Genomic DNA, 22,367 nt, shown 5'->3' on the forward strand with positions numbered 1-22,367 from the left:
CTCAGTGCGCTTCGATTGCCGCCGCTCTGACGGGCTCAACCTGCCAGCCGCCGCCCAGCGCCTTGAATGCACTGACTGCCGCGCGCGCCGATTCCGTTTGCGCTTGCGCTCTTGCATCGGCCACGCGCAGCATGCTCTCGTCGGCCTGCAGCACTTCGATCAGGCTGACCACACCGCGCTGATAGGCCGCGAACGACGCCCCGCGCGCACGGCCGAGCGATACCTCTCCCTGCGCGAGCAGGGCGGCCTGTTCCTCGCGCTTGACCAGGGCGGAGAAGGCGTTCTCCACGTCTTCAGTCGCGCGCAGCGCGGCAAGCCGGTAGGCCGCGAGCAGCTCCGCGTCCTGCCCCCTGGCGAGTTCGATCTGCGCATCGATGCGTCCGAAGTCGAACAGCCGCCAGCGCAGGCCGAGCAGGGCCGCGGCCTGGCTTGCGCCCCCGGTGAACAGGTTGCCGCTGGCCATCGACGTGGCGCTGCCGATCGTTGCCCCTAGCGACAGCTTCGGGTAGTACTCGGCCACGGCCACGCCGATGCGGGCGTTCGATGCGGCAAGGCGCCGCTCGGCGGCGATCAGGTCGGGTCGGCGCCGCAGCAATTCGGCAGGCGATCCGGCGGCGCTGATGCGTGGTGCGGCGGGAATGGCGGCTGCCGTCGCGAGTTCGGCGCGGTGCGCGCCCGGCGCCGCACCCAGCATCACGTCGAGCGCATTCATCGCCGCGGCCTCGCCCGTCTCGAGCGTCGGCACGGACGCGCGGACCTGCGCCAGCGCACCCTCGGCCTGGTGTAGCTGGAGCTCGGTGGCCAAGCCCTTGCCGTGGAGCAGGCCGATCTTCGCGAGCAGGTCCTGCTGCGTTGCAACTTGCCGGCGTGCAATGTCCAGGCGGGCTTGCAGGCCGCGCAGGGTGATGTAGGTGTCGGCGGTCTGCGCGGCCACGGCCAGGCGCGTGGCGGCCGCTCCGGCCTCCGATGCCTGGTAGTCGGCCAGCGCCGCCTCGCGTCCCCGGCGCAGGCCGCCGAAGATGTCCAACTCCCAGCTTGCGCCGAGGTTCGCTTCGTAGGCGTTGCCGTAGCGATCGAACCCCGGCTGCGCGTTCAGCACTTGGCCCAGCGGTGTTTCCACGGACTGGTAGGCCCTGGCGGCCTGCGCGCCGAGATTGCCCGAAGGCAGCAGCGCCGCGTTCGCGGCACCCAGCCCGGCCCGGGCCTGCGCCACGCGGGCGGATGCCTGCGCAAGATCGAGATTCTGTTTGAGCGCCTGTTCGACATAGCGCGCCAGTTGCGCATCGCCGAAGCCGGTCCACCATGTCACCAGCTCGGCGTTGGCGGTGGCCGATCGCTGGCCGAGCGCCGCTTCGCCGATGAAGCGGTCCGGCAAGGTCGTGGCAGGTCGGACATAGTCGGGTCCCACGGCGCAGCCTGCGAGCAGGCTGAACAGCAGGGGTAGGGCAAGAGTACGTTGGGACATGGATTGCTCCGGTACGGCTGACGGGAAAGCAAAAAGAAGTGTGTGACTATAATTCAATTTGGTCACTTGTTGTCGATTGTTTATGCGGGCGGTAAGCTCCGGGCATGAACAACGCAACTTCTTCTCCGCCTGCCACGCGGGGGCCGGCCGATCACGACGTGCGCGCGCAGATCGTCGTCGCGGCCACCGAGCATTTCAGCCAGTACGGCTACGAGAAGACCACGGTTTCCGACCTTGCCAAGGCCATCGGCTTCTCCAAGGCATACATCTACAAGTTCTTCGAGTCCAAGCAGGCGATCGGCGAAATGATCTGCTCGAACTGCCTGCGCGAGATCCAGGCGGGCATCCGCGCGGCGATCGACGGGGTCGAAAGCCCGCCGGAGAAGCTGCGCCGCATGTTCAAGGCCATCGTGGATTCGGGTCTTCGGCTGTTTTTTCAGGACCGCAAGCTCTACGAGATCGCCATTTCGGCGGCCAGCGAGCGCTGGCCGTCGGCCATCGCTCACGAGGAGTGCATCCGGCAGATGCTCCTCGAGCTGTTGAAGCAGGGGCGGGAGTCCGGCGACTTCGAGCGCAAGACGCCGATCGACGAGACCGCAGCGGCCATCTACCTGGTCGTTTATCCCTACGTCAACCCCCTGATCCTGCGGCTCAGCGCCGATCACACGGACCGGGCGCCGGCCCAGCTGTCGGGTCTGGTTCTGCGCAGCTTGTCGCCGTAGACGAATAATTTCATTGTGACCATTGACTAAAATGGTCACTGTTATCAGAATCGGGGCCCTGATCGATTCGTCAATGGGCCCCTCATGCACACGCGCCGCCTCCTTACATCCGCATTCGTCTGTGCCTTGCCGTTCGCGCTGGTCGCCTGCGGCGACAAGACGCCGCCCGACCCGCGCACCCAGACACCGCTGGTGCGCGCCGCCACCGTCCAGGCAGCCGCGTCGGCATCGCGCTCGTTCACCGGCACCGTAGCCGCGCGGGTTCAGAGCGACCTGGGCTTCCGCATCCCCGGAAAGGTTCTGGAGCGCTTCGTCGATGCAGGCCAGACGGTCAAGCGCGGGCAATTGCTCATGCGCATCGACCCGGTCGATCTGAGGTTGGCGGCGCGTGCGCAGCAGGAGGCCGTGAGCGCCGCGCGAGCACGTGCGAAGCAGGCCGGCGACGAAGAAGCGCGCTTTCGCGATCTGCGCGGCACCGGCGCCATTTCCGCCTCGGCGTACGACCAGGTCAAGGCGGCGGCGGATGCCGCCCAGGCCCAGCTCGGTGCGGCGGAAGCGCAGGCCGAGGTCGCGCGCAATTCGAATCGCTATTCGGAACTCGTTGCCGATGCGGACGGCACGGTCCTCGAGACGCTGGCCGAGCCTGGCCAGGTCGTCAACGCCGGGCAGCCGGTGGTCCGCGTGGCGCAGGCCGGACGCCGGGAGGCCGTGGTCCAGTTGCCCGAAACGCTGCGTCCGGTCGTCGGCTCCGGCGGGCAGGCCACGCTGTTCGGCAGGGAAGGTGTTGCCGTGCCCGTCAAGCTCAGGCAACTCTCCGATGCGGCCGACAAGCTCACGCGCACCTTCGAGGCGCGCTACGTGCTTGACGGCGCGCTCGCCAACGCACCCTTGGGTGCGACAGTGACGGTCGACATCGCGGACGGCAAACCAGCGCAGGCAGGTGGCGTCCAGGTGCCCATCAGCGCCCTGTTCGACACAGGCAAGGCGACGGGCGTCTGGGTCATCGGTGGCGACCCATCAACCGTGCGCTGGCAGCCGGTGGCCGTCGAGCGCCTGGACGGCGAGCGTGCACTGGTGGCCGGTCAACTGAAGCAGGGGGACCAGGTTGTCGCGCTCGGCGCGCATCTGCTGCGCGAAGGCGAGAAGGTGCGTGTCGCCGCCTCCGCCGCCGTGTCCGTGGCAGGCGGAGCCCGCCCATGAGCGAAGGCCGCTTCAATCTCTCGGCGCTGGCCGTACGCGAGCGATCCATCACGCTGTTCCTCATTGGCCTGATCTCGTTGGCGGGTCTGGTCGCGTTCTTCAAGCTCGGCCGCGCGGAAGATCCCGCCTTTACCGTCAAGGTGATGACGGTCATCACCGCCTGGCCCGGCGCCACGGCGCAGGAGATGCAGGACCAGGTTGCCGAGAAGCTCGAGAAGCGCCTGCAGGAATTGCGCTACTACGACCGCACGGAGACCTACACGCGGCCCGGGCTGGCGTTCACGACCCTGACGCTGCTCGACAGCACACCGCCGCCACAGGTGCAGGAACAGTTCTACCAGGCGCGCAAGAAGCTCGGCGACGAAGCGGGCAACCTGCCGGCCGGCGTGATCGGGCCGATGATCAACGACGAGTACGCGGACGTCACCTTCGCCTTGTTCGCGTTGAAGGCCAAGGGCGAACCGCAGCGCGTGCTGGTGCGCGACGCCGAGACGCTGCGCCAACGGCTGCTGCACGTGTCGGGCGTGAAGAAGGTCAACATCGCCGGTGAGCAGTCGGAGCGCGTCTACGTCGAGTTCGCGCACGACCGGCTGGCAACCTTGGGCATCGGGCCGCAAGACGTGTTCGCCGCGCTCAACAGCCAGAACGCGCTGAGCCCGGCCGGGTCCGTGGAAACCAGGGGCCCTCAGGTGTTCATCCGGCTGGACGGCGCCTTCGACACCCTGCAGAAGATCCGCGACACGCCGGTGATCGCGCAAGGCCGCACCTTGAAGCTTTCGGACGTGGCCACGGTCAGGCGCGGCTACGAAGATCCGGCCACCTTCATGATCCGCAACGGCGGCGAGCCTGCCTTGCTGATCGGCGTCGTCATGCGGGAAGGCTGGAACGGGCTCGACCTGGGCAAGGCCCTGGACGTGGAAGCCCGTGCCATCAACGCCGAGCTGCCCTTGGGCCTGAGCCTCACCAAGGTCACGGACCAGTCGGTGAACATCAGCGCGTCGGTCGACGAGTTCATGGTCAAGTTCTTTGCGGCCTTGCTAGTCGTCATGTTGGTGAGCTTCCTGAGCATGGGCTGGCGCGCGGGCCTCGTGGTGGCCGCCGCGGTGCCGCTCACCCTCGCCGTGGTCTTCGTGGTGATGGCCGCGACCGGCAAGAACTTCGACCGCATCACGCTCGGCTCGCTGATCCTCGCGCTCGGCTTGCTGGTGGACGACGCCATCATCGCCATCGAAATGATGGTCGTGAAGATCGAGGAGGGCTATAGCCATGTGGCCGCATCCGCCTACGCCTGGAGCCACACGGCAGCGCCGATGCTCTCGGGCACGCTGGTCACCGCCGTCGGCTTCATGCCCAACGGCTTCGCGCCATCGACCGCGGGCGAGTACACCAGCAACATGTTCTGGATCGTCGGCATCGCGCTCATCGCATCGTGGGTGGTCGCCGTGGTGTTCACCCCCTACCTGGGCGTCAAGCTGCTGCCGAACTTCAAGAAGATCGAAGGCGGCCATGCCGCGATCTACGACACGCCGCGCTACAACCGGTTGCGCCGCGTGCTGGCGCGCGTCATCGCGCGCAAGTGGCTGGTGGCAGGCGCGGTGGTCGGCTTGTTCGTGGTGTCGATCCTCGGCATGGGCGTGGTCAAGCAGCAGTTCTTTCCGATCTCCGACCGCCCTGAAGTCCTGGTCGAAGTGCAGATGCCCTACGGTACTTCCATCACGCAGACCAGCGATGCAACGGCCAAGATCGAGACCTGGCTCTCCACGCAGCCGGAGGCGCAGATCGTCACCTCCTACATCGGGCAGGGCGCGCCGCGCTTCTACTTCGCAATGGGGCCGGAGCTGCCCGACCCCTCGTTCGCCAAGATCGTGGTGCGCACAGCCAGCCAGGAGGAGCGCGAGGCCTTGAAGCACCGCTTGCGTCAGGCCATTGCCGATGGCCTCGCGTCCGAGGCGCGGGTGCGCGTGACGCAGCTCGTGTTCGGGCCGTACTCGCCGTTCCCCGTGGCCTACCGTGTCACCGGACCCGATGCGAACGAACTGCGCAAGATCGCGGGCGAGGTGCGACAGGTGATGGATGCCAGCCCGATGATGCGCACCGTCAGCACCGACTGGGGGACCCGCACGCCCACGCTGCACTTCACGCTGAAGCAGGACCGCCTGCAGGCTGTCGGGCTGAGCTCCAGCGCGGTGGCGCAGCAACTGCAATTCCTCTTGAGCGGCGTGCCGGTGACGACCGTGCGCGAGGACATCCGCACCGTGCAGGTGGTAGCCCGTTCGGCCGGCAGCACCCGGCTCGATCCCGCGAAGCTTGTGGACTTCACGCTCGCCGGTGCCGGCGGCCAGCGCATTCCGCTGTCGCAAGTCGGCGAGGTCGAGGTGCGCATGGAAGAACCCGTCATGCGGCGACGCGACCGCATGCCCACGATCACGGTGCAGGGCGACATCGCCGAAGGGCTGCAGCCCCCCGACGTGTCGACCGCGATCACCGCGCAGTTGCAGCCGCTGGTGCAAAAGCTGCCCGCCGGCTACCGCATCGTCCAGGCCGGCTCCATCGAGGAATCGGAGAAGGCGACCGCGGCGATGCTGCCGCTGTTCCCGATCATGCTGGCGATCACGCTCCTCATCATCATCTTCCAGGTGCGCTCGATCTCCGCGATGGTCATGGTGTTTCTCACGAGCCCGCTCGGGCTGATCGGCGTGGTGCCGACCTTGCTGCTGTTCCAGCAGCCCTTCGGCATCAATGCACTTGTGGGACTCATCGCGCTGTCGGGCATCCTGATGCGCAACACGCTGATTCTGCTCGGGCAGATCCACCACAACCAGCAGGAGGGGCTCGACCCGTTCCATGCGGTTGTCGAGGCGACCGTGCAGCGTGCCCGGCCTGTGATCCTCACGGCGCTGGCGGCGATTCTCGCGTTCATTCCGCTGACGCATTCGGTGTTCTGGGGCGCATTGGCGTACACGCTGATCGGTGGCACCTTCGCGGGAACGATCCTGACGCTGGTGTTCCTGCCGGCGATGTATTCGATCTGGTTCAGGATCAAACCCGGCAACGCCACGCAGCCCGCGCACTGATGCGGCTCATCACCATTCATTGAGATCGAAGGAGCCAGTCATGTCGAGTTCATCGGTTGTAGTAGTCACGGGCGCATCCTCGGGCATCGGACGCGTCGCTGCGGAAATGTTCGTGGCGCGAGGCTGCCGCGTGTTCGGCACCGTGCGCGACCTGCGCAAGGCGCCCGCGCTGCCCGGTGTCGAGTGCGTCGAGATGGACGTTCGCGACGAAGGCTCTGTTCAGAGGGGCATCGAATCCGTCATCGACCGTGCCACGCGCATCGACGTGCTGGTCAACAACGCGGGAATGATGATGATCGGTGCGGTCGAGGAAACCGCGACAGCCGAGGCCGCGGAGCTGTTCGACACCAACGTTTTCGGCATGCTCCGCACGACGCGCGCGGTGCTCCCGTACATGCGTGCGCAACGCCGCGGGCGAATCGTCAACGTCAGCTCTGTGCTCGGTGTGCTTCCGGCACCGTACATGGGCCTGTATTCGGCCACCAAGCACGCGGTGGAAGGGCTGTCGGAGTCGCTCGATCACGAGGTACGCCAGTTTGGCATTCGCGCAACGCTGGTGCAGCCAGCCTTCACCCGGACCAACCTCGACGCCAACGCACCCCGTGTCAAAGCTCGAATATCGGACTATGACCGCGAATGCGACCTGGTGTCGCTCTCCGTGGCCGACAGCGTGAGCAGCGCGCCCGAGCCGCACGGCGTGGCGGGCACCATCGTCGAGGCGGCGCTCGGCCCATGGCGCATGCGTTGCACGCCGCCGGGGGAGGCGTCTCTGCTGACGAAACTGCGCCGCTTCATGCCGGCCGGGCCGGTGGATGCGAGCCTGAGAAAAAAACTCGGACTCGGCGCTTCCTGAGCAGCTGCTCGTCGCGCAAACGAAGGAGAACATCATGGACAGCCTGGATCTCCTGCGCACCTTCAGCGAGGTTGCCTCTTCAGGGAGCTTCTCCCGCACGGCCCGGCATCTGGCGCTGTCGAGAGGCACGGTCAGCAAGTACATCGCTACCCTCGAGCGCCGCTTCGGCGTGCGGCTGCTGAACCGGACCAGCCGCGCCGTCAGCCTCACCGACGCGGGCCTCTTGCTGCTCGACAGGAGCAGGCCCATACTGGAACTGGCCGATGCGACACGCGCCGAACTCCAGGATCGCGCGCGGGTTCCGAGCGGGCGCCTGCGCATTTCGGCACCGCACGGCATGGAACTGACGGAACTGCCGGCGCTGATCAACGACTTTCTCGGCCACTACCCGGAGGTCAGCATCAGTCTTGTGCTCACGAACCGCATGGTCGATCTTGCGGAGGAGGGCGTCGACATCGCGCTTCGCTTCGGCGCTTCGGCCAACGAGAACCTCATCGTTCGAAAACTGGTGCCCATGGAGCTCAGCGTCTGCGCCGCGCCCATGTACTGGCGCAAGCGCGGCATACCTGCGCACCCTGGCGAGCTTGCGCATCACGTTGCACTGTTCAGCACCCATCTGAATCCGCTGCCGAAGTGGCTCTTCGAAGCGGATGGCCAACCATTGGAAGTCGCGGTCCGCGGAAGGCTGGATGCAACGGAAGCGGGCCCTTTGATCCAGGCTGCGCTACTGGGGGCCGGCGTCGTCTATCTGCCATCGGTCATGCTGCAACCCTATATCGAGAGCGGGCGACTGGTGCCCGTCCTGTCGGACTTCGTTCGCAGCGGCATGTGGCTGTCGGCTGTCTACCTGCAGCGTCGGCACAGCACGGCGGTGCACCGTGCATTGCTCGATTTTCTTGCAGCTCGATTGGCGGCACATAAATAGAAAAGGGCGCCCCTTGCGGAGCGCCCTTTCAGTTGAGCCTGGAGCCCTTCGGCAGCCTGCTCGCAAGCCATTCATGCACGTCGGCGCGCACGTTGCGGCCTTCCAGCAGAAAGTCTTCCCAGCGGCTCGGCACATACGGCAGGTAGACCAGCTTCATGCGGGCTTCCTCCGGCGTCCTGTCGGCTTTCAGCGAGTTGCAGGTTCGACAGGCTGCGACCAGGTTCATCCAGTCCCAGCCGCCGCCGCGGCTTTCGGGAAGAATGTGCTCGCAGGTCAGATCCTGCTCCCGGAAGCGCTGCGCGCAGTACGCGCAGGTGAAGCGGTCACGCACGAAGAGCTTGCGGCGATTGAAGACCGGCGTGTGATCGAACAGGTTCACCTTCGCGCAGCCCTTGAGCGCGATGATCGGCGAAATTTCCAGGCGAGACTCGACGCCGCGCGCCACGTTGAAACCTCCGCGCATGGCGGCCAGAGGGCCTGCGCCGTCTTCCCAGACGACCGAGCCGGTGGCGTAATGCGATGCAGCCTGCTCGAGCGAGAGCCACGCTTGAGGCGTTCCCTGGATGTCGAGCTGAAGAACTTGGGGTTTCATGATGTCGGCCTCCTTTCATGGCCGGTCTTTCGGAGAATCTTCTGTCTGCGTGTTGGACCAGCCGGCTGGATCCGCCCCAGCGACCTCGCGCTTCGGAGGCGCGCGCGCTATCTGACTGCGCCACGGCTGGGAAAATGGTGCGCGGCGCCGGAGTCGAACCGGCATGTCCTTTCGGACACGGCGCCCTCAAAGCCGAGCGTCTGCCGATTCCGCCAGCCGCGCCATAAAGGGTGGCAGGCCCCGGGAATGTCGAAATCCCGACCGTCGCCTTGTAAGGGCGCTGCTCTGCCATTGAGCTACGCGCACCATTGAACTGGTAGCCGCAGATGGGAACGATCCATCGGCCCCCGCCTTATCAAGACGGTGCTCTACCACTGAGCTATGCGGCTAAAGGGTATGTGGCTCCTCGACCTGGGCTCGAACCAGGGACATCCGCATTAACAGTGCGGTGCATCTACCAACTGAGCTACCGAGGAAAAAAAAGATGTAGACCGCGCGCGCAGCGGCGATGCGGACCTCCCACTCGACCAGGCCCGCGTGTCATGGTGGAGCGCCAGGGCTTCGAACCCCGTATGTCAGAGACGCCGGATTTACAGTCCAGTGCAGTCACCCATGCTGCTCGCACTCCAGGTGGTTGGTCCCGCGCACACGATTCGAACGTGCAACCCCCGGCTTCGTAGGCCAGTGCTCTGATCCAATTGAGCTAACGCGGGAGGAAAATGGGTCAGAAAAGATGGTGCCGAGAGCAGAAATCGAATCTGCGACGCTCGCGCTTTCAACGCGACGCTCTACCATCTGAGCTATCTCGGCGTGTGAGTTGGCGATCCGTAAGGGAGTTGAACCCTTGGCTTCCTCCTGGACAGGGAGGCACTCTGGCCACTGAGTTAACGGATCAGTAATGGTGGTGGAGAAGATCGGAATTGAAACGAACGAGCCGTTTGCGCGACCATGGCTTAGCGAGCCGCTGTCTTGGACCTCTCGGCCAATGCTCCAATGGTGTCCGGTTACGAGTTCCGGCGACGCCCAATTTTTGCGTCCGGTTTCCACGAGAGAACGATCTACATCGCCCGGTCTCGCTCTTGTGTGGTCGGGGCGGCAGAAATCGAATCTGCGACCTGATGCTCCCAAAGCAACCGCGCTGCCAACTGCGCTACGCCCCGATATTTGGTATGTTCCTGGCAGACCGTGCACGATTCGAACGTGCGATTGCCTGAGTCAAAGTCAGGTGCCTTTGTCCAGCTTGGCGAACGGCCTGTTAATAACAAAATGGTTGATTCGTCTGTGACTGGCGTCGTGTGCGGGATTCGAACCCGCGTCTACGTACTTGAAAGGCACGTGTCCTGGGCCAACTAGACGAACACGACATCTCCGACAACGAATAGCTGGCGAGCACCGAAGGAGTCGAACCTTCAACCGCCGGTTTTGGAGACCGGTGTTCTGCCAGTTGAACTAGGCACTCAGCAATCTGGTGGTACCCCAAGAGAGCCTCGAACTCTCATGACTTGCGTCCCCGGCTTCTGAGGCCGGTGCGTCTACCAATTCCGCCATCGGGGTACGTATTCGAACTTCCATTTCGGTTGTGTCTTCACGCGATTCGAGCGCTTGCGCGCTCACGTCGACATCGCTGCACATGGTTGGGTCCAGACCGTGCACATCCCCCCAGGCCGTCGACGCGGTTGGCCTCTGGAGGTGCTGCAAAGGCACACCCGAAATGGAGCAGCAGGAGGGCTTCGATCCCTCGGCCTCAACGTTGGCGACGTTGCGCTCTACCTGACTGAGCTACGGCTGCAAGTTTTGCGAGCCGTTGGCCCCACCAGTGAGGGGCGCGACTCGCGGCAAATTTTTAAGGATCACCCACCGGCGCCACTCGGCGGGTGAGTTCACGGCAGCGCGATCACTGCTGTGGCGGCCGGCAACAGTGAGTGCCATTCGCGGTCAGGTGCGGATCGAGATCTGCACGGTAAAAAAACAAAAAGGCCCGGATCCATTTCGGAATCCGGGCCTCTGGCAAGAGAGCTTGGAAGGTATGCGCCTACGCGCTACCTCCACCCGGGTGCGGCTGATCCTCGTACTGCTGTCCAAGCCACAAGCTGGCCGGAATCGCGGGAAGGGAGTTCAGCTGCGAATGCAGCTTGGACATCGTCAGGCTGTGACCGCCGCCAAACGAGACGCGCACGAACGTCCGGCCCGATGCGGGTCGAATGTTCAGTGGGTTCAGGTTTGCTTGCACGATGGTTCCAGTGGTTGACGAAGTTCTCGATGAATCGATGTTGGTTGCGGATGAAACGGGGACGAAGCAATTTCGTCGACGGATGTACTGTAAACTGGGTTTACACCATCGCGCAACTATTTTTTATGGGCGTGGTGTTTTTTTCTCACCACGCCGCAGCCCCGCAGCACGAATTCCGAAGCATGTCACTGCCATCCATCCGTCGAAACAACGTGCTCATCCTCTTTGGTGACTTCGTGGCGGCGCACGCGGTGCATGGCGCTGAGCCGCTAGGCCTTGCCGCGAAGTTTGCGGAGACGCTCCAGGTCTCGCCCAGCATGTGGAGCCAGATAAAGAAAGGGCGTGTGATATCGGACAAGCTGGCGCGGCAGATCGAAGCGCATTGCGGCAAACCGGCCCTCTGGCTCGATGCGGTTCAGAGCACCGAGCCTCTGCCCGACCCCGGCGAAGAACGCTTCATCGAGTTGGCGCGGCAGGCATATCGCGCGCAGAACGCGCGAGGCAAGCGCGCCTTGCGTACCGTGCTGCTCGAGCACATCAAGCCGCCTCCAGGCCCTCTCTCCTAGAAAACGCCCTGTGCCGTGTCGTGGCAGATGAGGTCATACGGATTTCGGGAGGGCGGGTCCATCCCCGCACTTGGAAGAGGGTAAGGCGATTCAACGAGACGCGTTGCCGATGCGATCTGTTCAAAGCGCAGCAGATGCTGTGCGTGAGGAAGAGGAGGGCCCGTGCGGCACCCGGTTTCTGCCCCACCTGGTCTGGAGAATGGCCAGCAGCGCCAGAACCGGCAAGGCCAGTTCGAGAACCTCTTCGAAACTGAGCAGCAGGTAGCGATAAAAGGCTAAAGGCGGCTCGGCGAAGGCCGCCTGATCGGCAAGCGGACCAGGCATCTGATCGAGAACGATCGCGGTTCCAATGACCGCTGCAAAGGTCAGCAAGGTCGTGGCTTCCGGCCGCCATTGCCACCATGACCGCATGGCATGCCGTGCGGACCAGGCGCGTTTCGCCAGCCACGCGCCGGCCGTGGCGACCGGCAGAAAAATCCAGGCGCCGAATTGCGCCAGATGCCAATCGACTTCACGCGCTGCGAGGGCAAGAAGCACGCTGCAGATGGCCGTCCGGTCGAGCCGCGACAGAGAAGCCATGCGAACCGACAGAAAGCAGACCACCGCGGCCAGGTACAGAAGAACCGTGCTTTTTTCGACCGGGCCGCTTTCCTCCAGAAGCGCCGGACCGATCGATTCCGGTGTGTTCAAGCCGATCCATGCAGCGGCGAAGCTGAACGCCAGCACCAGTGAAGGGCCTGCCTTGCCGCCGGCCAGTGCGCGCAGCGGCCATGCCGGGGCGGCTCCGGGTTCGGGAGCGAACTTGCGTCCTGCAGTCTGCAGCGCAAGCAGGGCACCGGCAACGCACGCACCCAACAGTGCGCCTGCCGCAACATCGAACGGAAAATGAATGCCGACGTAAATGCGCGACCAGGCCGTGACCGCGGCCACGGCAAGAACGAACAGCCCCACGTCACGCAAGCCGCGCCGCAGCAGGAGCAGGAAGGCCATGGTGAACATGACCGAGGCGTGGGTGCTGGGCAGTCCCGCGCGCACGCCGTGCGGAACGTGAGCCGGGCTCAGCCCCACCATGAAGGGACGCGGCATGCCGACGGAAGCCGCGATCTCGTGCGAGATCAGCGAAGCCGCGCCTCCCGCGGCCAGCGCAGCCAGCACGCAGGCGCGTTCCGGAGGGCGGCGCCACGCCACCCAGCCAAGAACGGCCGCGCATGCCCAGGACGAACCCAACGCAATCGCCGATGCGAACCACAGCACCGTGGGGGAGGGAGAGAAGCCTGCGGCGAGTGCGTCGAAGAGCGCGAGGTTGAGTGAATTCATCCGTCGGTTTTTCGCATTTGCTGCCAGTGACCAGACCCAATTTAGCATCCGCCCGGCTTGCCGCGAAACATGCCCGACTGTTGGAGGAAGGATCAACCGGTGCGGTTGACGCCGCACCAGCGCGCCATGAACACTGCCAGCACGGCGGTCACCTGCATCAGGCTGTCAATGGAAACCCACTCGTCGATGCCGTGGATGCTGGAGCCCGTGGGGCCGTAGCAGACCGCGGGCGTCTGTCCGTAGATGTTGAAGAATTTCGCGTCCGTCGTGCCCGTGAAGGCACCAGGCTCGAGCGGCTCGCCGACGATGTCCTGATAGCACTTCGAAAGCTCGGTGACGATCGGTGAAGTCAGATCGAGATCGAAGCCCTCGGCCTGGAAGCCTTCGTAGATCACCCTGTAGCTCAGGCTCTCGTGCGCCGGATGCGCGGCGTAGGCGGCCGCCAGCACCGCCTCGACTTCGGCCTTGGCCCGGGCCACGTTCATGTCGGGATAGAAGCCGATGCGAATGTCGCTGCGGCAGGCCGAGGGCACCGACGACGCCCATTCGCCGCCTTGGATCTTGCCCAGGTTGAAGTTGATCGGGTGCGCGTGATGCGCGTAATTGCGATAGCGGTTGGCGGGCTCGTTCCAGCGCTGCTCGAGCTTCTTCAGCTCCGAAAAAAGGTACAGCGAAAAGTCGATGGCACCGACACCGGTTTGAGCCACCGAAGCATGTACCGGCTTGCCCAACACCTCGAGCGCGAGCCACAGCACGCCCAGTTGGCAGGTCATGATGCCGCCGAGCGGCTCGGGAATGATCGCCGCATCGGCGCGATAGCCTTCGACCAGGCAGGCCAGCGCGCCGTTGCCCGTGCACTCTTCTTCCACCACCGACTGAAAGTAGACCGGCGATGCCGGCTCGAGGCCAAGCGACTGCAGCGCTGCATACGCCATCGTGTAGGCGGCGATGCCCGCCTTCATGTCGGCCGAGCCGCGGCCGTAGAGCCGGTCTCCGTCGATCACGGGCTTGAACGGCGGATGCGTCCACAGCACCTCGGCGCCGGTCGGCACCACGTCGATGTGGCCGTTGAAGATGAGCGAGCGGCCCCTGGCCGGCCCGCCCGGCTGGTGAATGCCGACCACATTGGTGCGCCCTTCGTACGAAACGATGGACGGCGAGTAGCCCGCATGCCGCCGGATCTTTTCCTCGTCGATCTCGAACTGGTGGACCCGCAGGCCCAGGCTTGCGAAAGTCTCCGCCATATAGGCCTGCGCGCCTTGCTCGTGCCCCAGCAGAGAGCGGTGCGCAACGAGCTCTTCGAGCATTCGAACCGCCTGGCCGCGCAGCGCTTGGGCGGCCTTCACGATGGCGGCTTCGCTGACCGGGGCTTCAGTGAGTTCAGTGAGGTTTGGCATGGCGTCGGGAGCGCGTGCTCGGCGGTTGGGAGGAAAGGAAGGCTTCCATCCTACCGGGCAGGCGCCGCGCCAACCCCTAGAAGTCCAGCTTGGCGCTCACGCTGAAGGTGCGCGGGTCGCCGGGCTTGATGTAGTTGTCGTACTGGTATTCCCAGTAGCGCCTGTTCGTCAGGTTGTTCACCGCCACGCGGAAGGTGGTGTCGTGCCCGTTGATGCGCGTGGCATAGCTCGCACCGATGTTGGCGATGGCGTAGCCGGGGAGCTTCAGCTGATTCGCCGCGTTGAGCATGGTGCTGCCCGTGTACTTGGCGTCGGCCGAGAGCTTCAGGCCCGGCACCTGCGCCACCGCATACGACACCTGCGCCGTGGCCACGAAGTTCGGCGCGCCCGCCACGCGGTTGCCGACATTGCTGGTGCCGCGCTTGTACGAGGTGTCGAGGAACATCAGGTTGCCGCCGATTTTCCACTGCGATCCGAGCCGCGTGGAGGCACCGAATTCCAGACCCTGGTAGATCGACTGGCCGTCTTGCACCAGCGCGTTGGCGCTGTTGGCGTACTCGGAGCCGCGCTCGATGCGGAACAGGGCCGCCGTGGCGCTCCAGCGCTCGCGGTCGGTCTTGATGCCCAGTTCGTACTGCTTGCTCTTGAGCGGCTTGAGCAGCTCGCCGTTGTTCGCGTAAAGGCTGCTGACCGAGCTGCCCTGCTCGAGCGATTCGACATAGCTGGTGTAGAGCGTGGTGTCGGGCGCGGGCTTGAACATCAGCGCCAGCGTCGGCGTGACGACGCCTTTCTTCGCGTACTCCGAAGTCCTGACACCGTCGGTGCCGTAGCCGCTCTGTTCGTAGTTGGTGCTGCGCAGGCCGGCCAATACCGACCAGCGGTCCGACAGCTTGATGGTGTCGCTCGCGAAGACGGCGCGCTGCGTGATGTCGCTGTTGCGGTACATCAGGAGATCGGTCGAGCTGGCATAGGCGTTGGTGTTCTGCCCGAAGATGCTGCCGGTGCCGATCCACTGGTAGATGCTGTTGCTGCTGTAGTCGTTGACCTGCTTCTGCCACGACGCGCCCAGCGTCACCTGGTGCTCGATGGTGCCGGTGCGCAGCTTGCCCTCGGCCATGGCCTGCCACTGGTCGAAGCGATGGCCTTCGCGCGTGTCGGAGCGGTAGTCGTTGTAGTTGCCGCTTTCATCCTGCAGATACAGGATGCCTTCGTTGCGGCTGCGCTTGGAGGTGCTGTGGCTGTAGCTGGTGCTCAGCGTCCAATCGGGCGTCAGCTTGTACTGCAGCCCGGTCGAGTAGAGCTGCAGGTCGGTGGTGAGATGCTGGCCGGGGCCAAGGAGGCTTTGGCCGTCTTCGCGAATCGTTCCGGGCAGCCGCGTTCCGGTGTACGCGCTGGTGGCGATCGACGGGGTCTGGTTCGTGGATTTGCGCTTCTGGTACAGCGCATCGAAGGTCCAGGTCAGGTCGCGCGTGAGCCTGGCGTCGAGTGCCAGCGACACCGAATCGCGGCGAATGCCGCCGTCGTTGAAGGTCTTGCCTTCTTCGTGCGTGGCATTGAGCCGGTAGCCGAACCGGTCGTCTGCGCCGAAGCGCCCGCCCAGGTCGACGTGCTCGCTCCACACGCTGTTCGACTTGTAGCCGATGTCGATGCTCCGCACCGGCTGGTCGGTCGGCTTCTTGGTCACGTAGTTCACGATGCCGCCCGGCGAGCCGAAGCCGTACATGAAGCCCGACGAGCCCTTCAGCAGTTCGATCTGCTCGAAGTGCTCGTAGGGCAGCGTGATGGCGTAGCTGAGAAAGGGCTTGCCGTCCATCCGGTAGCCGTTCTGCCAGTCCAGCGGCAGGCCGCGCACGGTGATGTAGCTGGCCCAGCTGCTGTAGGCGCCGCTGTTGTCGGACACCGAGGCATCGAGCGCGAACACGTCGCCCAGCTTCGAGACCTGGCGGTCGGCCAGGTCTTCGCTCCTGATCACGGTGGTGGAAAAGGGCGTTTCAAGCTGCGTGCGCGCGCCCAGAGCACCGCTGCTCACCCTGGCACCGAGGTGCTGCGGCGTTTCTTCCGCCGCGGTGGCGGTGACTGTCGGCAGCGCGGCGGCCGGCTTGTCCGTGGCCTCCTGGGCATAGGCGCGGCCACTCTGGGCGGCTGCGCACAGCACCAGCAGCGTGGCGCCGGTGCCCAGGCCCAGCGCCGAGTTCTTGAGGGAGGGGAGGGAGGCGGTTCCCGATGCCAGGCGCGCGCTGGCGGCGGCGATGTCCTTGAGTCTTAAGTTCAACAATTGAGGGCTTTAGAAATGTAAATGACAATCATTATCGTTAAGATTTGGGGGGAAATCTTGTGGAATTCGACAGGTATCGGCAGTCGCTCGACATGCAGGCCCCGGAAGCACCTCGCACCGATCGCGAATTCGAAAGTTGAACCCCCGGCCCGGGCTAGCGCAGAAGACCGGCCGCCATGTTGGCCGCGCCCTGATAGTTCTGACGCGCGTGGCGGCGCTCGAATTCGTGCAGCCGCGCAGCGAGTTCGGCCTGCCGCGCGGTCACGCCCGGCGGGAGCGCGCGCACGGCCGATGCCTGCGTCAGCGCATGGTCCAGGTCCATGCCAATGCGCTGCGACAGCGGCCACCCGGCGCCAAGTGGCTCCAGCCGCCAGCCGGCCCAGTGATGGATCCGGAAGCTGCCGTCCTCTTCCCTGTACACGGCATTGCTGGACAGTTCGGGCAGCACCAGCTGCAGCGGCATGGCTCGCACCGTTTGCAAGAGCGCAGGCCAGGCGAGCCGCAGCGTTTCGATATCGTCTGCCTGGGACTTGTCGGCCACGGCTTCCGCGAGCGCGTCGAACCGCACCTGCAAGAGCCGCTCGGGCAGAAGCGCGCGTGAACGGCGGTATCGCTCCACCAGCCCAGGTGGCAGCTCGAACGCCATCAACTGGATGCGCAATGCCGAAATGCCTCGCGCATATTCCACGCCGTTGGTCCGGTGCGCCTGCGGGTTCCAGTGCATCACGTGGCAGGCATAGCCGCTCACTCTGGCACTGCCAAGCCATTCGAAAGTGGGCAGGCCGGAAGCGCCGAGGTCCAAGAGATCGGTCTCCTGTTGAGCCGCCGCATCGCGGGCGTGATCGAAGAGCTTTAAAAGAAAGCCCTGTTTCAGGGTGCCCCCGGCATCGAGCACTTTGACGAACAGCGCCTTGATGTGGCCGGCGGCCATGGTGCGGGTTTGTACGTCCAGCCGGGTGCCGTCGAGCGGCAGGCCGAACTGCGTGCGGAGCACCTCGAACATCCACTGCTCGCGACGCTCCGGCTCCAGCAACTCGTCGAACGGGCTGCGAACCGCCGCCGGGGCTTGCCACTGCACGCCCGGCAGGAACAGGGCCTGGACCTGGCTGCGCTGCCTGTCCAGCGCGGAGGCATGAAGCACCACGTGGGCGATTTGCTGCAGCGTCTGCCGCAGCAGAATCAATGCGACCAGCACCGCCTGCAGGGGCGGCAGGGCGTCGCGCCAGTACTGCCAGACCACGTAGGCCAGCGCGCAGAAGAATCCTCCCTGCACGAACCCGCTCATGAGCCGGTTCAGCGAGCTGCGCAAGTCATGCGCCAGGCCCGGCCGCCACCTGATCGATGCATGCAGTGCCAGCGGCACCAGTGCGCACCACAGCAGGGAGACCAGAAGCAGCGCAGGGTAGAGAACAGCCAATGCCGCCATCGCCAAGCAGGCAAAGACCAGGGAGGCCATGCTGCGCAGCAAGCGTTGATAAGCCTGCCGTGCAGTCTTCGACTGATTGTTGAACAGCCCTGTTTTCTCGCTGGCCCGCCATTGCTGCCGCGCGCCGCGTTCGCACAGCCAGTCGATGAGCTTCTCGGCCGCCAGATGCAGCACGTAGGCCGCCGCGATGGCGCCGCCGATGAGCAGAACCTGCGTTTTCTGCGGCAGCGCGGAGACGGCCTGCGGCAGAAGCGTGGGCGCATCGGTGCCGCTCAGCATGACCACGAGTTTCCAAGGCAGCCACAGCGTCAGCAGCAAACCCACTTGCGACACCAGAGCGGCCCCGACGACCAGGACCACATGGCCCGGCGTGTGGGTCATCAATACGCGATAAATCGGCAGGCAGGCGAAAGCGGCGCCCATCGTCACATCAGTGCAGGGCCGCCTGCAGAGCCAGGAAGGCTTCCATCTCCGCTGTCGTGGCGGCGCCCGGGCGCCTGGCCTGCGCACGCACCACCTGCAGCACCTCGCGGAAGATCCCGGCATCGTGCGCCGGGGAGCGCTGGTCTTCCTCTTTCCAGCCGAAGGCGGGCCAGCCGTTGCGCGCCGAGACCTGGCGGTCCAGCGGACCGAGTGCCTCGAGCAGCGCCTTCATGAAAGCCGCGCCGCGCAGCAGGTCGTCATGGATGACCGGGCTGCCGTCGACATACGTGGTCCGCGCCAGATCGGCGGGCAGCCTGAGCCTGCCGTCGGGGTCCAACAGCGTTGCAAGGCGGTTCCACATCGTGTCGGCCGCGTAGGTTTCGGAGAACACCTGCGCTTGCAGGGCCGGCAACGTGCCGGGCAGCGGCCGCTCCGGCCCCGTGCCCATGCGCAATGCGTACTCGGCCCAGCGCGCGGTGCCCTCCAGCAACCAGCGTGCCTTGAACATGGTGTAGCCGTACTGGTATTGGTGAAAGAGTTCGTGGGCCGGCGTCACGTTCTGGTTCGAATGGCTGTTCAGCAGATCGATGCGCAATGCGCAATGGCCCGCGGGCTGGTCGATTCCGAGGCGGTAGTTCGTCGCCTCGTCGTAAGAGCGGCCGTTGCCTTTTTCCATCTTGAACAGGAAGACGTCGATCGAGGTGGTGCGCGCATTGCGCGCCTGGCGCATCGGGTGCGTGAGGCCCATCACCTCGGAGAAGATGCGGCGTCCCGCCACCAGTTGCGTGGCCACGTCCTCGACCTTGTCGGGCACGCCGTTGCGGTTGGCGTCGCGGGCGTCGGGCAAGGCATGCTCCCCGTCCAGCGTGTAGAAGATGCGGAACTCGTCGCGCACATGACTGCGATCCAGACGGGGAAGGGCGGCACTGCGTGCCGTGCGGCATCCTTCCGCCGCAACTTCCTGAGCCGTGGAAGGAGGGGCTGCGACAGCCATCCAGCCGATGAACAGAAGCACCTCTTTCCATGCACCGCATCGAGAAGATCCGCGCCGATTCGGGGGGCGACCGAAAGGCGAAGACATGGCATCTCGCGAGTGTTTCATGGCGCTTCCCTTGAGGTACTTCGGGCGGGGCCGTGACTCTTGTATTCGCGCGGCCAGCGTAACGGCGGGCCAGTATGCCATCGGCCGGCGGCGCCGGTGCTTGCACTGGACCAGGGCGACCGCATCGACCTCGGCCTTGAAGCCGAAATGCAGCCATCTTCTTCGAAGGCTTGACTTTGCGTAGGCCATTTCCGCAAACCGGTTCCGGCGGGATTTTGCGGAACTAGCATGGGTCGAACACGCTGCCGGACGCCAATGAAGCACTCCGGCTTTTTCTGAAGTTGCCTATAAAAAGGAGAGCACCATGCAATCCATTCATTTCCGTAGCCTTGCTCTTGCATGGGCCGTCGCAGTCGGCGGCGTCGCAGTCGTGGGCTGCACCACCACGCGGCCCCAGGACCAGGCGAGCAGCGCATCGTCGCGCGCATCGATCGATGCCCAGGTCGACGCCTCGTTGTCCAAGTTGTACGACTCCGTCAAGGGCTCGCGCGAGGTCGTCGCCTCGTCGAGCGGCGTGCTGGTGTTTCCCGCCGTGGTCGGTGCCAGCATGGGCATAGGCGCCGAGTACGGTCGCGGCGCATTGCGCGTGAACGGGCGCACGCAGGCCTACTACAGCACCACCGCGGGTTCGATCGGCTTCCAGGCCGGTGCGCAGTCGAAGGCGGTGATCTACGTGTTCACCACGCAGGCCGCGCTGGACAAGTTCCGCAATAGCAAGGGTTGGACGGCCGGTGCCGATGCCACGGTGGCTGCCGCGACCATGGGTGCCAACGGCAGCATCGACACCAACACGCTTCGCCAGCCCGTGGTCGGCTTCGTGCTGACCAACGTGGGCCTCGAAGCCGGCGTGTCGTTGTCGGGTGCCAAGATCACCGAGATCCGGTTGTAAGCAAGCGCCGGAAGGCCTCGCCTTCGATCAGTTCGCCAGCTGCGCCTGCAGCTCGGCGACTTGCCTGCGCAAGGCATCGTTCTCGGCCGTCAGTTCGGCCACGCGCTGCTCCAGCAACTGGAGAGCATCGGGCTTTGCCATCGCCTGATCGGCCGGATTCGATTCAGCGGATTCGGCCGATTCCTCGCGCGGCTTGCGCTTGGCCTCGCGAACCCGCTTGGCGGCCTGCTTGAGTTCGTCCTTGCCCGCGTTCGCCGCGGAAACCTGCTCTTCGGCGGGCAAGCTGGCCACTGCGGCCGCGGTGTTGATGGAAATCACGCCCGACTTCACGGCCGCCACCAGTTCGGGCGCGGCCTGCTTCTGGATCTTCTCGATCATCACCACCTGATTGCTGCTGAGCCGCGCGGCGCGTGCAATGGCTTCGCGGCTGCTCAACGGCGCCGGCGGGGGCAGCGCAGAAGCACTGTCTGCCGACGATTCGGTGCTGGCGGGCGCGTCGGCGTCGAAGGGTGCGTCATCGTCGGAGGGCGCCGTGTCGGCCAGCGCACGCGCACGGCGCTCGTCGACGATGTCCTTCTTTCGCAGCGCCAGCACACCGCGCAGAAAGTCGGAAATGCTGCGCCGGCCGAGATGCTGGTCGATCATCCAGAGGTGCACGTCCTCGATCGTCTTGAAGCGCGTGTTCTGCACCGTCTGGAACGGCAGGCCGTGCTTCTGGCAAATGCCGTAGCGGTTGTGGCCGTCCACCAGCACGTCGCCCCACAGCACCAGCGCGTCGCGGCAGCCCTCGGTGAGGATGCTGCGTTCCAGCGCCTCGTGCTCCTCCGGAGTCAATGGATCGATATAGGCTTTGAGTTCTTCGTTGACGACGATGTTCATGAGGGAGGGATCGGGGAAAGGGGCGGGATTCTAGATGCACCCGCTGGCACGCATCGTGCGAACTGCCAGCGGCCGCTCCCATTGCAACGGTGCGACTTCGCGGCACACGATGCGTGCGGGAGACGAATGGCCGGGCGCAGCGCACACCGACACGAGATGCTCGCGCGTGGGCTGCAACTGCCAGAAACGCCAGCGCTGCGCGGTGCCGTCGAGCGGATCTGCGAGTGCGAATGCGATGCCGCCTGGGTCGTCCAGCGCAAAGCTGAAGCTGTCGAGCGGTATCTGCAGCCCCATGCCGCGCGCCTTGATGTAGCTCTCCTTCAGCGTCCACAGTTCGAAGAAACGCTCTGCCTGCAGCGAGGGCGGCAGTGCGTTCAATGCGGCCGACTCGGAGGGCGAGAAGAAATGATCGGCCACCTCCGGCGCAGCCTTGCGCCCGAGGTTTTCTGCATCGACACCCAGGTCGATTCCACGCGCAACAGCCATCACGATGAGGCCATCGGTGTGGCTCAGGTTGAAGTCCAGGCCATGGGCTTCTTCCGCGAGGGGCGCCTCGATACGAGGTCGACCGAAGGGGCCGGTGGCGAAGCGCCAGGCCTGCGCCTGCACTGGTGCATAACGCGAGAGCACCGAGCGTGCCAGCACCCGTGTCAACAGATAGCGGTGCTGGTCGCGAGCGAAGTGGAAGCGGTCGTGCCTCGATCGATCTTCGGATGTCAACAAAGAGAAATATTCCGCCGTCAACGCGGGGTTGCCGTTGTCACCGTGAAAGCAGAACCAGAGGTGAATGTCGCCCGCGGGCAAGGAGATGAGAGGGGCGGGGCTTGGCATGGACTGGCCGCAGCGCATGGGCCGCGGACGGAATTTTTTGCGGATGATGGCATGAAGCGAAGTGGTCTATCATTGCGCTCCTCCGCATGAGCGAAGCCGGATTCCGCAATTCTTCGCGGATCTTCAGGCCGCACGCATCGCTGCCCGAGACCATCTCGGAGCCTCAATCCACTTGTTTGAACGTTGATCTGGAAGGGTCAT

Annotated in this window: 16 protein-coding genes and 14 tRNA genes; 7 read left to right on the forward strand and 23 right to left on the reverse strand. The window is 65.0% G+C overall.

The features are described 5' to 3' along the window. Position 1 precedes the first annotated feature (1 nt). Positions 2-1,465 (reverse strand): efflux transporter outer membrane subunit, encoded by a 1,464-nt coding sequence (locus ABIC94_RS11940; RefSeq protein ID WP_354373225.1) that lies wholly within the window; start codon positions 1,463-1,465, stop codon positions 2-4. A 104-nt stretch (positions 1,466-1,569) separates the two neighbouring features. On the opposite strand from ABIC94_RS11940, the gene ABIC94_RS11945 reads away from it, so the two are divergent. The 5 genes from ABIC94_RS11945 to ABIC94_RS11965 all read left to right on the forward strand — a co-directional run bounded on the left by ABIC94_RS11945 (position 1,570) and on the right by ABIC94_RS11965 (position 8,239). Then, positions 1,570-2,187, forward strand: a complete 618-nt coding sequence (locus ABIC94_RS11945) for a TetR/AcrR family transcriptional regulator (protein WP_354373226.1) — start codon at positions 1,570-1,572, stop codon at positions 2,185-2,187. An 84-nt stretch (positions 2,188-2,271) separates the two neighbouring features. After that, entirely contained in the window at positions 2,272-3,387 is a 1,116-nt protein-coding gene (locus ABIC94_RS11950; protein WP_354373227.1) for an efflux RND transporter periplasmic adaptor subunit, read from the forward strand. Beyond that, a complete protein-coding gene (locus ABIC94_RS11955; RefSeq protein WP_354373228.1) occupies positions 3,384-6,461 on the forward strand; it encodes an efflux RND transporter permease subunit in 3,078 nt (1,025 codons plus the stop codon). Before ABIC94_RS11950 ends, ABIC94_RS11955 begins: the two co-directional genes overlap by 4 nt. Positions 6,462-6,501: 40 nt before the next feature. Then, the gene (locus ABIC94_RS11960; RefSeq protein WP_354373229.1) at positions 6,502-7,314 is read left to right on the forward strand and encodes an oxidoreductase; all 813 of its coding nucleotides are present in this window, start codon (positions 6,502-6,504) and stop codon (positions 7,312-7,314) included. A gap of 34 nt (positions 7,315-7,348) precedes the next feature. Next, entirely contained in the window at positions 7,349-8,239 is an 891-nt protein-coding gene (locus tag ABIC94_RS11965) for a LysR family transcriptional regulator (RefSeq protein WP_354373230.1), read from the forward strand. A 28-nt stretch (positions 8,240-8,267) separates the two neighbouring features. Here ABIC94_RS11965 and ABIC94_RS11970 read toward each other — a convergent pair whose 3' ends face one another. The 15 genes from ABIC94_RS11970 to ABIC94_RS12040 form a co-directional block, all read right to left on the reverse strand. Then, a complete protein-coding gene (locus tag ABIC94_RS11970; protein ID WP_354373231.1) occupies positions 8,268-8,831 on the reverse strand; it encodes an HNH endonuclease in 564 nt (187 codons plus the stop codon). A gap of 53 nt (positions 8,832-8,884) precedes the next feature. Continuing rightward, positions 8,885-8,961 (reverse strand) — tRNA-Arg (locus ABIC94_RS11975). 5 nt (positions 8,962-8,966) lie between these two features. Then, positions 8,967-9,053, reverse strand: a tRNA-Ser gene (locus ABIC94_RS11980). Between the two features lie 92 nt (positions 9,054-9,145). Further along, positions 9,146-9,220 (reverse strand) — tRNA-Ile (locus ABIC94_RS11985). A 10-nt stretch (positions 9,221-9,230) separates the two neighbouring features. Further along, positions 9,231-9,307 (reverse strand) — tRNA-Asn (locus ABIC94_RS11990). A 67-nt stretch (positions 9,308-9,374) separates the two neighbouring features. Beyond that, positions 9,375-9,459: transfer RNA gene (locus tag ABIC94_RS11995), tRNA-Tyr, on the reverse strand. Positions 9,460-9,466: 7 nt separating this feature from the next. Then, a tRNA-Arg gene (locus tag ABIC94_RS12000) sits at positions 9,467-9,544 on the reverse strand. Positions 9,545-9,565: 21 nt separating this feature from the next. After that, positions 9,566-9,641, reverse strand: a tRNA-Phe gene (locus ABIC94_RS12005). A gap of 8 nt (positions 9,642-9,649) precedes the next feature. Beyond that, positions 9,650-9,725: transfer RNA gene (locus ABIC94_RS12010), tRNA-Asp, on the reverse strand. Between the two features lie 190 nt (positions 9,726-9,915). Further along, a tRNA-Pro gene (locus ABIC94_RS12015) sits at positions 9,916-9,991 on the reverse strand. 16 nt (positions 9,992-10,007) lie between these two features. Beyond that, a tRNA-Gln gene (locus ABIC94_RS12020) sits at positions 10,008-10,085 on the reverse strand. A 32-nt stretch (positions 10,086-10,117) separates the two neighbouring features. After that, positions 10,118-10,195: transfer RNA gene (locus tag ABIC94_RS12025), tRNA-Glu, on the reverse strand. Positions 10,196-10,214: 19 nt separating this feature from the next. Next, positions 10,215-10,290, reverse strand: a tRNA-Trp gene (locus ABIC94_RS12030). 10 nt (positions 10,291-10,300) lie between these two features. After that, positions 10,301-10,385 (reverse strand) — tRNA-Leu (locus tag ABIC94_RS12035). A 158-nt stretch (positions 10,386-10,543) separates the two neighbouring features. After that, a tRNA-Gly gene (locus ABIC94_RS12040) sits at positions 10,544-10,620 on the reverse strand. Between the two features lie 455 nt (positions 10,621-11,075). On the opposite strand from ABIC94_RS12040, the gene ABIC94_RS12045 reads away from it, so the two are divergent. After that, on the forward strand, positions 11,076-11,627 hold the full coding sequence (locus tag ABIC94_RS12045; protein ID WP_354373232.1) for a hypothetical protein: 552 nt from the start codon (positions 11,076-11,078) through the stop codon (positions 11,625-11,627). Between the two features lie 120 nt (positions 11,628-11,747). On the opposite strand, the gene ABIC94_RS12050 is transcribed toward ABIC94_RS12045, so the two are convergent. The 5 genes from ABIC94_RS12050 to ABIC94_RS12070 all read right to left on the reverse strand — a co-directional run bounded on the left by ABIC94_RS12050 (position 11,748) and on the right by ABIC94_RS12070 (position 19,360). Continuing rightward, positions 11,748-13,040 carry a phosphatase PAP2 family protein gene (locus tag ABIC94_RS12050; protein WP_354373233.1) on the reverse strand — a complete coding sequence of 431 codons (1,293 nt, stop codon included), beginning with the start codon at positions 13,038-13,040 and terminating at the stop codon, positions 11,748-11,750. After that, on the reverse strand, positions 13,037-14,341 hold the full coding sequence (locus tag ABIC94_RS12055) for an ArgE/DapE family deacylase (protein ID WP_354373234.1): 1,305 nt from the start codon (positions 14,339-14,341) through the stop codon (positions 13,037-13,039). The genes ABIC94_RS12050 and ABIC94_RS12055 overlap by 4 nt, the downstream gene beginning before the upstream one ends. 76 nt (positions 14,342-14,417) lie before the next feature. After that, positions 14,418-16,520 carry a TonB-dependent siderophore receptor gene (locus ABIC94_RS12060; protein ID WP_436318005.1) on the reverse strand — a complete coding sequence of 701 codons (2,103 nt, stop codon included), beginning with the start codon at positions 16,518-16,520 and terminating at the stop codon, positions 14,418-14,420. A 250-nt stretch (positions 16,521-16,770) separates the two neighbouring features. Continuing rightward, on the reverse strand, positions 16,771-18,465 hold the full coding sequence (locus tag ABIC94_RS12065; RefSeq protein ID WP_354373235.1) for a hypothetical protein: 1,695 nt from the start codon (positions 18,463-18,465) through the stop codon (positions 16,771-16,773). Between the two features lie 7 nt (positions 18,466-18,472). After that, complete coding sequence (locus ABIC94_RS12070) at positions 18,473-19,360, reverse strand: hypothetical protein (RefSeq protein WP_354373236.1); 888 nt, start codon at positions 19,358-19,360, stop codon at positions 18,473-18,475. Between the two features lie 511 nt (positions 19,361-19,871). Between ABIC94_RS12070 and ABIC94_RS12075 the strand changes: the two genes are divergently transcribed. Then, entirely contained in the window at positions 19,872-20,456 is a 585-nt protein-coding gene (locus ABIC94_RS12075; protein WP_354373237.1) for a BPSL1445 family SYLF domain-containing lipoprotein, read from the forward strand. A gap of 27 nt (positions 20,457-20,483) precedes the next feature. Here ABIC94_RS12075 and ABIC94_RS12080 read toward each other — a convergent pair whose 3' ends face one another. Next, positions 20,484-21,335: a plasmid replication/partition related protein gene (locus ABIC94_RS12080; RefSeq protein WP_354373238.1), complete on the reverse strand. Its 852-nt coding sequence runs from the start codon at positions 21,333-21,335 to the stop codon at positions 20,484-20,486. Positions 21,336-21,365: 30 nt separating this feature from the next. Beyond that, positions 21,366-22,166 carry a 4'-phosphopantetheinyl transferase family protein gene (locus tag ABIC94_RS12085; RefSeq protein WP_354373239.1) on the reverse strand — a complete coding sequence of 267 codons (801 nt, stop codon included), beginning with the start codon at positions 22,164-22,166 and terminating at the stop codon, positions 21,366-21,368. Between the last annotated feature and the right edge of the window lie 201 nt (positions 22,167-22,367).

Source organism: Variovorax paradoxus (genome assembly GCF_040544635.1).
Classification (GTDB): Bacteria; Pseudomonadota; Gammaproteobacteria; order Burkholderiales; family Burkholderiaceae_C; genus Variovorax; species Variovorax paradoxus_R.

Excerpts from the sequence above, each read along its gene's own strand:
- ABIC94_RS12075 (WP_354373237.1), top strand. The coding sequence starts at position 19,872 with ATGCAATCCATTCATTTCCGTAGCCTTGCTCTTGCATGGGCCGTCGCA.
- ABIC94_RS11960 (WP_354373229.1), top strand. The coding sequence starts at position 6,502 with ATGTCGAGTTCATCGGTTGTAGTAGTCACGGGCGCATCCTCGGGCATC.
- ABIC94_RS11970 (WP_354373231.1), bottom strand. The coding sequence starts at position 8,831 with ATGAAACCCCAAGTTCTTCAGCTCGACATCCAGGGAACGCCTCAAGCG.
- ABIC94_RS11950 (WP_354373227.1), top strand. The coding sequence starts at position 2,272 with ATGCACACGCGCCGCCTCCTTACATCCGCATTCGTCTGTGCCTTGCCG.
- ABIC94_RS11965 (WP_354373230.1), top strand. The coding sequence starts at position 7,349 with ATGGACAGCCTGGATCTCCTGCGCACCTTCAGCGAGGTTGCCTCTTCA.
- ABIC94_RS11955 (WP_354373228.1), top strand. The coding sequence starts at position 3,384 with ATGAGCGAAGGCCGCTTCAATCTCTCGGCGCTGGCCGTACGCGAGCGA.
- ABIC94_RS12080 (WP_354373238.1), bottom strand. The coding sequence starts at position 21,335 with ATGAACATCGTCGTCAACGAAGAACTCAAAGCCTATATCGATCCATTG.
- ABIC94_RS12055 (WP_354373234.1), bottom strand. The coding sequence starts at position 14,341 with ATGCCAAACCTCACTGAACTCACTGAAGCCCCGGTCAGCGAAGCCGCC.
- ABIC94_RS12065 (WP_354373235.1), bottom strand. The coding sequence starts at position 18,465 with ATGGGCGCCGCTTTCGCCTGCCTGCCGATTTATCGCGTATTGATGACC.
- ABIC94_RS12085 (WP_354373239.1), bottom strand. The coding sequence starts at position 22,166 with ATGCCAAGCCCCGCCCCTCTCATCTCCTTGCCCGCGGGCGACATTCAC.
- ABIC94_RS11940 (WP_354373225.1), bottom strand. The coding sequence starts at position 1,465 with ATGTCCCAACGTACTCTTGCCCTACCCCTGCTGTTCAGCCTGCTCGCA.
- ABIC94_RS11945 (WP_354373226.1), top strand. The coding sequence starts at position 1,570 with ATGAACAACGCAACTTCTTCTCCGCCTGCCACGCGGGGGCCGGCCGAT.